Here is a 14,566-nt window from a genome sequence, read left to right as displayed (position 1 = left end):
GCAGGTTCAGCCATTTCATGCTTTTTGCAACCCTGAACGCAGGAGCCTTCCATGTTCCCCGAATACCGCGACCTGATCACCCGTCTCAAGCATCACGACCGCCACTTCACCCAGCTCTTCGAGAAGCACAATGAGCTGGATGAGAAGGTGCACAATATCGAAACCCACATCGTGCCGGCCAGCGACGTGGAGCTCGAAGTCATGAAGAAGGAAAAGCTGCTGATCAAGGATCAGATCTACGCGTACCTGAAGAGGGTCGCCGCCGAAAGCTGATCGCCAACTCCGCACGATGAAGAACCCCGCCAGCGCGGCTCGTGCGGCGGGGTTCTTTGTTTTCAGGCAGCGACGCCCTGCGCGACCTCGGCAGGCGCCTCGCGCTCGCGCCGTGCCAGTAGGGTATAGACGGTAGGCACCACGAAGAGCGTGAAGAAGGTGCCGATCAGAAGGCCGCCGACGATCACCCAGCCGATCTGCTGGCGGCTCTCGGCGCCGGCGCCGGTGGCCAGCGCGAGCGGCACCGAGCCGAGCACCATGGCGCCGGTCGTCATCAGGATCGGGCGCAGGCGCAGCACCGAGGCCTCGACCACCGCCTCGCGCAGTTCGCGGCCCTGCTCGCGCAGCTGGTTGGCGAATTCGACGATCAGGATGCCGTGCTTGGTGATCAGGCCCACCAGCGTGACCAGGCCGATCTGGCTGTACACGTTGAGCGTGCCGCCGGTCAGCCACAGCGCGCCGAGCGCGCCGGTCATCGACAGCGGCACCGTGAGCATGATGATGAACGGGTCGCGGAAGCTCTCGAACTGCGCCGCCAGCACCAGGTAGATGAAGGCGAGCGCGAGCAGGAACACCAGCGCCAGGCTCTCCGAGCTGGTCTTGAACTCGCGCGACTGGCCGTCGTAGTCGGTGCTGTAGCCCGGCGGCAGGATGCGCGCGGCCGTGTCGTCCATCCACTGCAAGGCCTCGCCCAAGGCATAGCCCGGCGCCAGGTTGGCCGAGATCGTCACCGCGCGACGCTGGCCGAAGTGGTTGAGCTCGCGCGGCGCCACGCGCTCGCTCACCTTCACCACGCTGGTTAGCGGCACCATCTCGCCGTTGCGCGCCCGCACGTAGATGTCGCGGATGTCGCGCGGGTCGCGGCGAGCGTCCTCGGCGACCTGCACGATCACGTCATACTGCTCGGCATCTTCCTTGTAGCGCGTGACCTGGCGGCCGCCGAGCATGCTCTCGAGCGTACGCGCAATCGCATCCACCGCCACGCCAAGGTCAGCGGCACGGTCGCGATCGACCTCCACCGCCAGTTCGGGCATGGTCAGCTTCAGGTTGGTGTCGGGCGACAGAAAGCCCGGGTTGTCACCCATCGCATCCAGGAAGGCGTCGGACACGCGGGCGAGTTCGTCGTAGCTGTCCGAGGTCGCGATCACGTAGCTCACCGGCCGCGAGCGCACGCTCTGGCCGAGCGATGCGGGCAGGATCGGAAAGGCGTTCACCCCCGCCACCGCGCGCAGCTTGGGTTGCAGGTCGGCGGAGATCTCGTTGGCCGTGCGGGTACGGTCCTCCCAGTCCGTGAAGCCGACGAAGGAGATGCCCTGCGAGACGGTCGGGTTGCCCGCGATCACCATGTAGCGGTCGACCTCGGGCAGGCCGGCGTAGATGTCCTCGATCTCGGCCGCATAGCGCGCCATGTAGTCGAGCGTGGCGCCCTCCGGCCCGGTGAACATGCCGATCACGCGGCCGCGGTCTTCCAGCGGCGCGAGCTCGGTCTTGAGCTGGCCCATCAGCCACACCGAACTGCCGGCGACGAGCGCGAACACCAGCATCACCAGCCAGCGCGCCTTCAGCGCCGCTGCAAGCACGCCGCGGTAGCCGGCGGTGAGCCCCGACAGCAGGCGCTCGATACTGTTGTAGATCACGCCGTGCTTCGGCTCGTGGCGCAGCAGCTTCGAGCACATCATCGGCGACAGCGACAGCGCCACGAAGCCCGACACCAGCACCGCCCCTGCCAGCGTGAGCGCGAACTCGGTAAACAGCTTGCCGGTGCGCCCGGTCATGAAGGCCACCGGCGCGTACACCGCCGCGAGCGTGATCGTCATCGCCACGATCGCGAAGCCGATCTCCTTGGCACCCTTGAAGGCTGCGGCCACCGGCGCCATCCCCTCCTCGATGTGGCGGTAGATGTTCTCCAGCATCACGATCGCGTCGTCCACCACCAGGCCGATCGCCAGCACCAGCGCGAGCAGCGTAAGCGTGTTGATCGAGAAGCCGAGCACCAGCATCAGCGTGAAGGCGCCCACCAGCGACACCGGGATGGTCACCAGCGGCACCAGCATCGCGCGCCAGTTGCGTAGGAAGAACAGGCACACCGCAGCCACCAGCAGCACCGCCTCCCAGATGGTGGAGAACACCGCGTCGATCGAACGCTCGATGAACACCGTGGTGTCGTTGGCGATCTTCATCGACATGCCCTCGGGCAACTCGCTCTCCAGGCGCGGCAGCATCTCGTCCAGCCCACGCTTGAGGTCGAGCGGGTTGGCGGTCGATTGCTTGATCAGGCCCAGCGACACCGCCGGCCGCCCCATGAAGCGAACCGAGGTACGCTCGCTCTCGGGCGCGATCTCCACCCGGCCGACGTCGCGGACGCGCACCGGATAGGCATCGGCGCCGGCACCCTGACGCAGCACGATGGCCTCGAACTGCGCCGGCTCGGTGAGGTCGGTCTGCGCCACCACGGCAAACTCGCGCTCGCGGCTCTCGATGCGGCCGGCGGGCAGCTCCACGTTCTGGCGCCGGATCGCATCCTCCACGTCCTGCACCGTGAGTCCGAAGGCGGCGAGACGGTCGCGATCGAGCCAGATCCGCATCGAGGCGCGCCGCTCGCCGTACAGGCGCGCGTCGGCCGCGCCGGGCAGGGTCTGCATGCGCGGCTTGATGATGCGGTTGGCGAAGTCACTGATCTCCATCGGCGAGTGGCGGTCGGACGAGAACGCCACCCAGATGATCGGGCTGGCATCGGCCTCGACCTTCGCGATCACCGGCTCGTCGATGTCGTCGGGCAGGCGCTGGCGCACGCGCGACACACGGTCGCGCACGTCAGCCGCGGCCGAATCGGCGTCGCGCTCGACGCGGAAGCGCACCGTGATCTGGCTGCGCTCCTGGCGGCTGATCGAGGACAGCACATCCACGCCCTCGATGCCGGCGAGCGAATCCTCCAGCGGCTTGGTGACCTGCGACTCGACGATCTCGGCGCTGGCGCCGCGGTAGCGCGTATCCACCGTGACCACCGGCTCGTCGATGTTGGGATATTCGCGCACCGTGAGGCGCGAGTAGGACATCAGGCCGATCAGCAGTACGAGCAGGGACAGCACGGTGGCGAACACCGGGCGGCGGATGCAGATATCGGAGATGACCATGGCTCAGTCCGCCCGCGGCGCCATGCCGGCCGCCGCCACCTTCACCTCGGCGCCATCGCGCAGCTTGAGCTGCCCGGCGGTGACCACCACCATGCCCGGCTGCAACCCATCGACGATCTCGACCATCGCGTCGCGGCGCTGGCCGGTGCGCACATTCACGCGCTGGACCTTGCCGTCAGCCACGCGATACACGAACTGCACGTCGCCCGGCGCCGGCACCAGCGCCGCCTCGGGCACCATGGCCACCTCGCCGCGCTCGGCCAGGATCAGCCGCACGCGCACGAACACGCCCGGGCGCAGCCGCATGTCGGGGTTGGGCAGGCTCGCGCGCAGGCGCACGGCGCGGCCCTCGGCATCGACCAGCGGGTCGATCGCCTCGACAGTGGCCGCAAAGAGCTCGCCCGGCAGCACGTCGCTGGAGAGTTCCAGCGTCTGCCCGGAGCGAACGCGATCGAGGTAGAGCTCGGGCAAGCGGAAATCCAGCTTCAGCGTGGCGATGTCCTCGAGGTTGATGAGCACATCACCATCCTTAACGAAGTCGCCGGGGCTCACGCTGCGGATGCCCACCACGCCGTCGAAGGGCGCGCGGATCTGCATGCGTGCCAGCCGCGCCTGCGCCAGCGCCACCCCCGCACGCGCCACCTCGAGCTTGGCGCGCGCATCGTCCAGGCTGCTGCGGCTGACGAACTTGCGCCCGAACAGATCCTGCGTGCGGCTGAAGTCGGCCTCGGCCAGGGTCAGGTTGGCGCGCGCCTGCTGCAGCTCGGCGCGCTGCACCGCGGCGTCGAGCTCGACCAGCACCTCGCCGCGCCGCACGGGCTCGCCGTCGCGAAAGTGGATCGCTTCGATCCGGCCCGACACCTCCGGGCGAAGCACGACGGACTCGTTGGAGACCAGCGAACCCACCGCGCTCACGTCGTCGTCGAGTACACGCACGCTCACCGCCTGCGTCTCCACCACGACCGGAGCAGCCTGCCCCGCGCCGCCGCCCCCTCCACCCCCTGCCCCGGCTGTCTTGACCTGGGCAGCGACAGGCTGCCCCGGGGCCGGCGTGCGATTCACATGCCAGGCATAGCCTCCCAGCGCGGCGAGTCCGACGAGGCTGAAAAGGGTGATGAGGGTTCGACTGGAGGGCATGGGCAACCGGATCGGAAGAAAGGGAGAGGCTCGTGAAGGAGCGCCAACGCGCTCACCGGCATGAGTTTAAGGACAAAAGTTTAAGGACAAAACGCCCCCCTGTCCGGTTCCTCCCCGTTTCCCGGCAAGACGAGTCAATCGTCCGGCAGCGGCCATTTCGGGTTCCAGGCCACTTCCCACAGATGCCCGTCCGGATCCAGGAAGTACCCTGCATAGCCGCCCCAGAAGGTGTCGCGCGCCGGCTGCGTGATCCGCGCGCCGGCCGACGCGGCCTGCGCCAGCACAGCGTCCACGTCGGCACGGCCGGCGACGTTATGGCTGAGCGCGAACGCGGGCGCGCCCCCGTTTCCCCCGCCGCCCTGCACGCCATGGCAAGCACCGGGTGCCGCGTCCGCTAGGCCGGCATCGAGCGCCAGGCTCCCGCGCGCGAACAACGCCAGCTTCAGCGCGGGCTGAAGGTCGAAGAAAACCACTCCGCCATGCTCCGACGCCGCGCCGACGATACCTTCCGTCGGCCAGCCGAGTCCGTCGCGATAAAAGGCGAGCGCGCGCTCGAGCGCGTCCACGCCCAGGGTGATGACGCTGATGCGGGGCTTCATGTTCAATGTCCTCCTGTCTGTCGTGGATGCCTTGCTGCCATGAATGCCCGGCGGGCGCCGCCCGTCCGGGCCCCTGCTCCGCTGCCATCCATGCGGTGTTCAGTCCCTTGCACGCGCCAGCGACCAAAGCACCAGCAGGCCGAATCCGATCAGCAGCGCCCACTTCATCGTCGAGCAGGCGGTGGTGTACAGGTAGGTCTGCGGCGTACCGAAGCGCGGCATCTCGGTCAGCCACCAGTGGAAGGCGTTCTCCGCCGCATCGAAGCCCGCCGCCAGCGGCAGGCACAGGCGCGCGAACAGTTGCCCGCCGCGGCCGAGCAACGCAAAGACCCGTGTGTGCACCGCAAGCAGCCAGCCAAAGCTGCCGTAGGCCAGCAGGGTCACGAAATCGATCGGAAGATGGCTGCGATACCGCTCCAGGTCTTCTGGCGGCCATAGATGGACGATGGCACCGAAGGTTTGCGGATGCCAGGCGAACTGCAATGCGATCGCACCCGGCCGAAGCGGCCACAGATAGCCCATCGTCCCGACGAAAAGGGTCGCCGCCAGCGCGCCGCTCACCCATAGCGCGCGCATCCGCACGGCGCTCGAATCCTGCCCACCCGCCACAACTGCCACGTCCTCACCCTCCTGCGACCACCGCCTTCAAGCGCCTTACCGCCTCAGCCACGTTGTCCTCATCGAGATTGCCGTAGCCCAGAACCAGCCCATTGCAATGCACCGGAGGCCTCGCATAGGCGGAGAGCGCCCGCACCCCGAGCCCGATGCGGCTGGCCCGCTCTGCGACCCCGCCGTCCGCAATCCGTTCCGGCAAGGTCATCACCAGATGCAGCCCCGCTTCTCCACCCGAGAGTTGTGCGCCCGGGCCGAACGCCTCCTGAAGAGCCAAGCGCAGCAGTGCCTGGCGACGACTGTAGAGCCCACGCATGCGGCGCAAATGACTGGTGTAGAAGCCGCGCTGGATGAAGTCGGCCAGCGCACGCTGCTCCACACCCTGCCCGGCTCGCGTGGCGTGTGCGGCCGCATGGATGAAATCGGGCGCAAGCCCTCGCGGCAGCACCAGGTAGCCCAATCGCAAGCCAGGATACAGCGTCTTGCTGAACGTCCCGACATACACCACGGGCGCGTCCGACTGCAGGCCGAACAGGGCGGGCGGTGCCGGTCCGGCACGCCGGAACTCGCTGTCGTAGTCATCCTCGACAATCCAGGCGCCTGCCCGGACAGCACGCTCGATCAGCGCCAAGCGTCGAGCCAGCGACATCACCGCCCCGGTGGGGTACTGGTGCGAGGGCGTGACGAGGATCAGTCTGGGCGGGTGCTGCCGCCAGTCCTGGTCGGTCGCGCACAGGCCCTCCGCGTCCAGTGCGACGTCGTGGATGCGCAAGCCTGCGAGCCCAAAAGCCACGCGCGCAGCAAGATAGCCCGGGTTCTCCGCCCACACGGTGTCGCCGTGGTCGGCGAGCAGGCGTGCGCACAGATCCAGCGCCATCTGCGAACCGCTGGTGATGAGAATCTGTCCAGCCTCCACCACCAGCCCCCGCACGCTGGTCAGGTGCGCAGCCAGCGCCTCGCGCAGCGCCGGATCTCCGCCTTGGGCGGCGTAGCCGAGCTGGCGCCAGCCGGCGTCCTTCCAGGCGCGCTCCAGGCAGGCCCGCCAGCTGTGGAAAGGAAAGGCACCGAAATCCGGCACTCCGGGGGAAAACGGCAGCGCTTCCGCGTCGCGCGCTGGCTCATGCTGTGTGGCAACGACTGCGCGTTGGGACAAGTCCGGGGTGGCCGCCCCGCCACGAGCGTTCATCCCCTCTCGTTCCTCTCGCCCCGCGCGCGCAGGCAGGCGCGCAACGCGCGTCCCCCGGCAGTCGGCGACCAGGCAGCCCTCGGCAACGAGCTGCTCATACGCGAACAGCACCGTATTGCGCGCAATACCGAGCGTTGCGGCCAGGCGCCGACTCGCCGGCAGACGCGTGTCGGCGGGCAACCGCCCACTGAGAACGGCTTCGCGCAGACGGAGGTGAAGGGCGCGCTGGCGGGGGAGCGAATCGCCGGCAAGCGGCGTCAACAGCCAGTCGAATTCCAGCATGGCTCCATGTTCTCGTGCTTTGGTGGCCCTACATAAGGTACCACCAAGCCCGTACGATCCGCTCATCGACAACCCACCGGAGCCCCTTCGATGATGCGCCAGTCTGCAGCCCCTTCGCCCCGCACCCGGATCCGCCGCCTCCCCGATCGCGCCCGTTACGATGCGGCAACGATCGCCGAGATCATCGACGCAGCGATGCTCTGCACCGTCGCCTTCCAGATCGACGGCAGCGTGCATGCCATCCCCATCACCCACTGGCGGGAAGGCGGCCACCTCTACATCCACGGCGCCAAGGCCTCGCGCATGTTCAAGGCGCTCACCGAGGGCGAGGCCTGCGTGACCGTAGCCCTGGCCGACGGCCTCGTGCTCGCGCGCTCGGCACTGCACCATTCGATGAACTACCGGTCGGTTGTCCTCTACGGGCGCTTCGAAGCGGTGACGGACCCCGTCCGCAAGCAGGAAAGCCTGCAAAGCTTCATAGATGGCCTCTACCCCGGCCGTTGGGACAGCCTGCGCCCGATCACCCGCAAGGAGGTCGATGCCACCGCTGTGCTCCGGATCGCGCTGGACGAAGCCGCCGCCAAGGTGCGCAACGGGGGCGTCAAGGACGAGCCGGCCGATCTGGACTGGCGCGCATGGGCTGGCGTGATTCCCTTGCACACGGTCATCGGCGAGCCCGCCCCGGCGCGGGACAGCGCGGTCAGCAAGGTGCCGGCGACTCGCCTGGGCTGAACGACGAAGCTGTGCGTCGCTCAGGCACCCTGCGTCAACCGACCTGGCAGGCCAGGCCCTTGAGGTACTCGCCTTCCGGCACCGCGAGCCCGATCGGGTGATCCGGCGCAGCCGACAGACGGTAGAGGATGCGCGCATCGACACCGGCGTCGATCGCCGCGCCAGCGACAATCTTCTGGAACAGCTCCTGGCCGATACCGCCCGAGCAGGAATAGGTCATCAGGATGCCGCCCGGGTTGAGCAGGCGAAAGCCGAACAGGTTGATGTCCTTGTAGGCGCGCGCGGCGCGCTCCGCATGGGCTGCGGAGGGCGCGAACTTCGGCGGATCAAGCACGATCAGGTCGAACTTGCGGCCTTCTTCCTTGAGCGCACGCAGGGCCTTGAACACATCGGCCTCCAGCCACTCGGCGCGGCTGGCATCGAGTTGCGGATTGAGCGCGAGGTTGCGCCGGGCAGACGCCAGCGCCGGGCCGGAGGAGTCGATCGACAGCACCGACGACGCTCCACCCGCCAGCGCCTGCAGCGAGAAGCCGCCGGTGTAGCAGAAGCAGTTGAGCACCGCGCGTCCGCTGGCGAGCTGGCCGGTGAGCAGGCGGTTGTCGCGCTGATCGAGATAGAAACCGGTCTTGTGCCCGCCTGCGGCGTCCACCTCCATGCGCACGCCGTTCTCGAGGATGGTGAGCGTGTCCGCAGGCAGTTCGCCATGCGCGCAGCCGGTGCGGGACTCCAGCCCTTCGAGCGCGCGCACTTCGGAATCCGAACGCTCGTAGACCACGGCGCAGCCGGTGGCCTGCACCAGGCCGGCGACGATCGCCTCGCGCCACTTGTCGGCACCCGCGCTGGTGAGCTGGAGCACCACCACATCCCGGTAACGGTCGGCGATCACACCCGGCAGGCCGTCGGACTCGCCATGGATCAGGCGCACACCCTCCTGACCGTGCAAGGCAGGGATCACCGCGCGCCGCGCAACCGATGCGGCGACGGCACGCTTGAAAAAGGCGTGGTCGATCACGGTTTCGGCGTCGAAGCTCCACACCCGCGCGCGAATCTGCGAGGCGGGCGACCACGCGGCACGCGCCAGCGCCTTGCCCTCGGCAGACAGTACGGTGACGGTGTCGCCCGCCCGCGCGCGCCCGTCGAGGCGCTCGACCGAGCCGGCGAAGATCCAGGGATGGCGGCGGAAAAGCGAACGCTCCTTGCCGGGTTTGAGGACGAGTTGGGCCATGAGCGTGTGCAGAAGGAATGAAGATGGACGATCCGCGAGTGTACCCCGGGCCACGTCCAATGCGCCCAGAGCGGGTAGCGAGATCGGAAAAATGGCGATGAAACCCAACAAATACACAGTTGGATTACTTCGCAAATTGATAGAATTTATTCGTTCGCTCCCAGTTCAGGGGGAGTCGAACACCGTAGCCCGTACGAAGCGACTGGCTCTTCAGCGCGTTTACCGGGGGCACGCGTCAAGCGCCTGAAGCACCGTTCCGCACCCAACCCGCACCAGGCCCGATATCTGATGTTCTTCCGTCTGTTCCGGCAGTGCGGCGCCCACCTCGCGGGCCGCAGCCCCGTCGGCCGTCTGCTGGCCGGATGGCTGGTCTTGCTGACACTGCTCGGGGGGTACTGGCTCCACCTCCACCAGACGCATGTGAGCCTGCTGGAACAGGCCCAGACGCTCACCCATCTGCGCGGACAACAGACGGCCCACGCCCTCGCGCTGCAAACCAATGCCCTGTTGCGCAAGATCGACTACCTCACCGGGCACCTCACCGATCACTGGACGCAGGACGAAGACAAGAAAGCACGCGAGGCACTCCTGCGGGCGCACCTGGCACTGCCTGACGGGGCCCTGAGCAGCGTCAGCGTCACCGATGCGAACGGCCTCGTCCTCTACTCCACCTTGGCCGGCAGAAGCGGCGCGCCCACCGAGCCGCAAGACACTTCCGACCGTACGTATTTCCATGCCCACCTGCACGGGGGAACGCCCCAACTGTTCGTCGGCCAGCCGGTTCGCGACAGAGTTTCCGGTGAATGGACCGTCCCGTTCAGCCGCCCCTTGATCCGGAACGGCACCTTTGCCGGAGTGGTAATCGTCGCCGTCTCCTCGGCCCACCTCTCCAGGAATCTGCGGGCGCTCTACCCGAACGCGGAAGACGTTGCCGCACTGGTGCTGGGCAGCGGCCGCTTCATGGCGCACTCAGGACCGCTGGAGGTCGCGCTGGAGACCAGCGTCCCCGCCGATCGCCCCTACCTCGTCCATCCCGACTTGGAAGAAGGCAGCTTCACGGCCGTGGCGCCGGTGGACGGTGTGGAACGCTACTACGCCTGGCACCGGGTGCCCGGATACCCGGTCGTGGCCGCGATCGGGCTGAGCGTGGAAACCACATTCGCCACGGTGCAGAAGACCGTCCGCGACAGCCGCACGCAGAACGCCTTGGGCTCCCTGCTCATCCTGCTGTCCGCGCTGCTGTTCAGCGCCCTGTGGCTGCGCCATGCGCGCCAGGCGAGCGAGCTTGCCCAGGCCCGTGAGCGGATGGAGAAGCTGGTCACACACGTCCCCGGCTTTCTGTACCAGTTCCTGCTCACGGCGGACGGCCAATCCTCCATGCCGTATTGCAGCCCGGGCGTAGAGGCACTCTTCGGTGTCACGCCCGAGGCACTCGGGCACAACGCCGCGCCGCTGTTCGAGCGCATCCACCCGGACGACCTGGCACCGGTGCACGAGACTATCCAGCGCTCTGTTGCCAAGCTCATGCCATGGCGTGCCGAGTACCGCATCCTCGACCCGCAGGGGCATACGCGCTGGCTGCTCGGCGAATCGAACCCCGAGCCCACCGAGGACGGTGGCATTCTCTGGCACGGTTACATCCGCGATGTCACCGACGAGCACCTCGCAGCGGAGCGGCTGCGCGAGAACGAGCAGCGCCTCCGCCAGGCAATCGGCGCCGTGGGAGACGGTCTGTGGGCATGGGATCTGGAGAACGACGAGCTCACCCTCGATGAGCGGAGCAATGAAATGCTCGGGCGCCCGGGCATCGAGACAACCGATCCTGCCGCGGACATCTTTGCGCTTGTCCACCCTTTCGATCACACGGCGGACCACCAGGAGCAATACGCGAACATCTTCGCGAATCCGGACAAGCCGCTCTCCGGCTCCTTCCGGTTGCGCAAGACTTCGGGCGAATGGGTGTGGGTGCGCACCCGCGGCCGGGTCGTGGACCGAGACGGCCAAGGCCGGCCCGTTCGCGTCGTAGGCACCTTCAGCGACATCACCGAGCGCGTGGCCGACGCCCAGCTTCGCCGCGCCCTGCTCGACCACAGCGTGGCGGCAATCGCCCTGATGGACCCGCAGCGCCGGATCCTCAAGGCCAACGGCCGCGCCAGCGCGATCTTTGCGCCCCCGGGGCGCAATCTGGCCGACATGGAGGCTCCGCAGTTCCACGCCAGTCCGCAACATGAAGCAAGCATGGCCGAGCACTATCGCCGGCTGCGCGAAACGGGGCAAATCAACCTTGAGCTCCCCCTCCTCGACAACCGCGGCACGGAGCGCTGGTTCGATGCCCATGCCGTCATGCTTGACCCCACCGACCCGCAAAGCAAGGTCGTGTGGACGCTGATCGACATTTCGGACAAGCGCGACGCCCGGGCGGCCCTCGCCGCCGAACAACTGCGCCTGCGCACGGTGCTCGAGCGCTTCCCGGGCGGCGTGCTGATCGAGGACGAGAACGGCATCATCAGCTCCGCCAACCAGGGCCTGTGCGAGCTTCTCAGCATTCCGGGCCTGCCCGGCGAACTGATCGGGCTGCAGCACGAAACCCTGTGCATGCGGCTGGGCACCGAGCGAGCGGGCTGGCTGCACCAGCCCGCACCCGATTCGACCGGCGAGAAGCGACGCAGCATCGAGGTCGACAGCGAAAGCGGCGGCACCATGGAGATCGACTGGCTGCCGATCGAGCATGAGGGGCGGCGCCTGGGCCGCGTGTGGCTGCTGCGCGATATCACCGAGCGCAAGACGCGCGAACGCAGGCTCTACGAGCTTGCGGCAACCGACGCGCTGACCGGCCTGCCCAACCGCCGCAGCTTCATGGCTTGCCTGGACGCGGCCATCGACGCGCTGCAGCGCGAACCCGAGCGGCGTGGTGCGCTGCTGATGCTCGATCTGGACCACTTCAAGCACATCAACGACAGCTTCGGGCACGGGACCGGAGACGACGTTCTCCGCCACGTTTCGCACCTGATTCGCCAAAGCCTGCGCCAGCAGGACGATGCAGCGCGCCTAGGCGGAGAGGAGTTCGCTGCGCTGCTGCACGACGTGAGCCTGGATGAAGCACGCGCACTCGCCGAGCGCCTTCGCCAGGCAGTCGAGAACAGCCCGGCCGCTACCGTTTCCGGGGCAATCCGGTTCACAACCAGCATCGGCCTCACGCCGCTTACCGGCCGCGACCCCGCTCGCCTGCTCAGCAGGGCCGATCGTGCCCTCTACAACGCAAAGAGCGCCGGGCGCAACCGGGTCTGCCTGCTGGACGAAGGCGCGGATTAGGCATCCGCACCCGAAACGGCGGCATGCCGGCGCCTGAACATCCGCGGTTATTTCGATATCCCTTCCGCGCTGGCTATACTCCACGCCACCATCACCGAAGGGGAGACCTCACGCATGAAGCTAGAAACCATCGCCGTGCACGGCGGCTATTCGCCCGATCCCACCACCAAGGCCGTCGCGGTGCCGATCTACCAGACCACCTCGTACGCCTTCGACGACACCCAGCACGGCGCGGATCTCTTCGACCTCAAGGTGCAGGGAAACATCTACACCCGCATCATGAACCCGACCACCGCGGTGCTCGAGCAGCGCGTCGCCGAACTGGAAGGCGGCATCGGCGCGCTCGCCGTGGCCTCGGGCATGTCGGCGATCACCTACGCCATCCAGACCATCGCCGAAGCCGGCGACAACATCGTCTCAGCCTCGACGCTGTACGGCGGCACCTACAACCTGTTCGCCCACACCCTGCCGCAGTTCGGCATCCAGGTGCGTTTCGCCGACTACCGCGACCCGGACAGCTTCGCTGCCCTGATCGACGAGCGCACCAAGGCGATCTTCTGCGAATCGGTGGGCAACCCGCTCGGCAACGTCACCGACATCGGGCGGCTCGCCGAGATCGCGCACAAGGCCGGCGTGCCGCTGATTGTGGACAACACCGTGCCCTCGCCCTACCTGTGCCGCCCCTTCGAGCACGGCGCCGACATCGTGGTGCACGCGCTCACCAAGTACCTCGGCGGCCACGGCAACTCGATCGGCGGCGCCATCGTCGATTCGGGCAAGTTCCCGTGGGCCGAGCACAAGGCGCGCTTCAAGCGCCTGAACGAGCCCGACGTGTCCTACCACGGCGTGGTCTACACCGAGGCCCTGGGCGCCGCCGCGTTCATCGGCCGCGCGCGCGTGGTGCCGCTGCGCAACACCGGCGCGGCCATCTCGCCCTTCAACAGCTTCCTGATCCTGCAAGGCATCGAGACCCTGGCGCTACGCATGGACCGCATCTGCACCAACACGATCAAGGTCGCCGAGTACCTGAAGAAGCACGCCAAGGTCGAATGGGTGAACTACGCCGGCCTGCCCGACCACGCCGACCACGCCCTGGTGCAGAAGTACATGGGCGGGCGCGCCTCGGGCATCTTGTCGTTTGGCGTGAAGGGTGGCTTCGAAGCGGGCGGCCGCTTCCAGGACGCGCTGAAGCTCATCACCCGCCTGGTCAACATCGGCGACGCCAAGTCACTCGCCTGCCACCCGGCCTCGACCACGCACCGCCAACTCTCGCCCGCCGAACTGGCCAAGGCCGGCGTGTCGCCCGACATGGTGCGCCTGTCGATCGGCATCGAGCACATCGACGACATCATTGCCGACCTGGAGCAGGCGCTGGCGGCGGTCTGACGCAAGCCCGCCGTCGCCCGCGCGACGGCCGCAATCGCTCTCGACGCCACCTGCGGGTGGCGTCTTTCTTGTGAAGGAGCCCGAATGCTCGCAGTGGTGCAACGCGTCTCCGAAGCGCGCGTGATCGTCGACGGTGAAACCATCGGGCAGATCGGCCACGGTCTGCTCGCGCTGGTGTGCGCCGAGCGCGGAGACACCCCGACCGAGGCCGACAAGTTGCTCGCCAAGATGCTCAAGCTGCGCATCTTTGCCGATGAGGCCGGCAAGATGAACCGCTCGGTGCACGATGTCGAAGGCGGACTGCTGATCGTGAGTCAGTTCACGCTCGCAGCCGACACCTCCGGCGGCAACCGGCCCAGCTTCGCCAACGCCGCCGACCCGCAGACCGGCCAGGCGCTCTATGCGCATTTCGTCGCCCGCGCGCGCACCGCCCACCCGCAGGTGCAGACCGGCCGCTTTGCCGCCGACATGAAGGTGCAACTCGTGAACGACGGCCCGGTCACAGTCCCGCTGCGCATTGCCCCGACCAAGGCGCCAGGCGAGTGATCCACGGCGCCCCGGGGCATAATCGGCCCTCCCAACCCCTCGACTCAGAGCTCGTGAACTTTTCGGTTACGCCCACCGAAGGGGGCGCAAATGGACTTGTGACCGCTGTGGCGGTCAGATGATCTGTTCAGCATGAAGGCAC

At 67.6% G+C, this 14,566-nt stretch carries 11 protein-coding genes; 5 read left to right on the top strand and 6 right to left on the bottom strand.

The genetic code is table 11. From position 1 onward, the window contains the following. Positions 1-51: 51 nt before the first annotated feature. Positions 52-273, top strand: a complete 222-nt coding sequence (locus ACPT9U_RS15015) for a YdcH family protein (protein ID WP_418363087.1) — start codon at positions 52-54, stop codon at positions 271-273. 62 nt (positions 274-335) lie between these two features. Here ACPT9U_RS15015 and ACPT9U_RS15010 read toward each other — a convergent pair whose 3' ends face one another. The 5 genes from ACPT9U_RS15010 to ACPT9U_RS14990 form a co-directional block, all read right to left on the bottom strand. Then, positions 336-3,407, bottom strand: coding sequence for an efflux RND transporter permease subunit (locus ACPT9U_RS15010; RefSeq protein WP_435751502.1), 3,072 nt, complete (start codon positions 3,405-3,407; stop codon positions 336-338). A gap of 3 nt (positions 3,408-3,410) precedes the next feature. After that, the gene (locus ACPT9U_RS15005; RefSeq protein WP_435751501.1) at positions 3,411-4,544 is read right to left on the bottom strand and encodes an efflux RND transporter periplasmic adaptor subunit; all 1,134 of its coding nucleotides are present in this window, start codon (positions 4,542-4,544) and stop codon (positions 3,411-3,413) included. A 134-nt stretch (positions 4,545-4,678) separates the two neighbouring features. Beyond that, positions 4,679-5,143, bottom strand: a complete 465-nt coding sequence (locus tag ACPT9U_RS15000) for a VOC family protein (protein ID WP_418363090.1) — start codon at positions 5,141-5,143, stop codon at positions 4,679-4,681. 99 nt (positions 5,144-5,242) lie between these two features. Continuing rightward, on the bottom strand, positions 5,243-5,761 hold the full coding sequence (locus ACPT9U_RS14995) for a hypothetical protein (protein WP_435751500.1): 519 nt from the start codon (positions 5,759-5,761) through the stop codon (positions 5,243-5,245). Between the two features lie 4 nt (positions 5,762-5,765). After that, on the bottom strand, positions 5,766-7,220 hold the full coding sequence (locus ACPT9U_RS14990; protein ID WP_435751513.1) for a PLP-dependent aminotransferase family protein: 1,455 nt from the start codon (positions 7,218-7,220) through the stop codon (positions 5,766-5,768). Positions 7,221-7,316: 96 nt separating this feature from the next. Here ACPT9U_RS14990 and ACPT9U_RS14985 point away from each other — a divergent pair, with 96 nt between their 5' ends. Next, complete coding sequence (locus tag ACPT9U_RS14985; protein WP_418363353.1) at positions 7,317-7,955, top strand: pyridoxamine 5'-phosphate oxidase family protein; 639 nt, start codon at positions 7,317-7,319, stop codon at positions 7,953-7,955. A gap of 34 nt (positions 7,956-7,989) precedes the next feature. Here ACPT9U_RS14985 and ACPT9U_RS14980 read toward each other — a convergent pair whose 3' ends face one another. Beyond that, positions 7,990-9,180 (bottom strand): class I SAM-dependent rRNA methyltransferase, encoded by a 1,191-nt coding sequence (locus ACPT9U_RS14980; protein ID WP_418363092.1) that lies wholly within the window; start codon positions 9,178-9,180, stop codon positions 7,990-7,992. A 288-nt stretch (positions 9,181-9,468) separates the two neighbouring features. Here ACPT9U_RS14980 and ACPT9U_RS14975 point away from each other — a divergent pair, with 288 nt between their 5' ends. From ACPT9U_RS14975 to dtd, 3 genes are all read left to right on the top strand, one after another. Then, a complete protein-coding gene (locus ACPT9U_RS14975; protein WP_435751499.1) occupies positions 9,469-12,492 on the top strand; it encodes a diguanylate cyclase in 3,024 nt (1,007 codons plus the stop codon). 114 nt (positions 12,493-12,606) lie between these two features. After that, positions 12,607-13,878: a bifunctional O-acetylhomoserine aminocarboxypropyltransferase/cysteine synthase gene (locus ACPT9U_RS14970; RefSeq protein ID WP_435751498.1), complete on the top strand. Its 1,272-nt coding sequence runs from the start codon at positions 12,607-12,609 to the stop codon at positions 13,876-13,878. A gap of 84 nt (positions 13,879-13,962) precedes the next feature. Next, the gene (gene dtd, locus ACPT9U_RS14965; RefSeq protein ID WP_435751497.1) at positions 13,963-14,424 is read left to right on the top strand and encodes a D-aminoacyl-tRNA deacylase; all 462 of its coding nucleotides are present in this window, start codon (positions 13,963-13,965) and stop codon (positions 14,422-14,424) included. Positions 14,425-14,566: the final 142 nt, after the last annotated feature.

This window comes from Thauera sp. AutoDN2 (assembly GCF_051280715.1).
GTDB lineage: Bacteria > Pseudomonadota > Gammaproteobacteria > Burkholderiales > Rhodocyclaceae > Thauera.
This window is presented reverse-complemented; position numbering and strand designations above follow the sequence as displayed.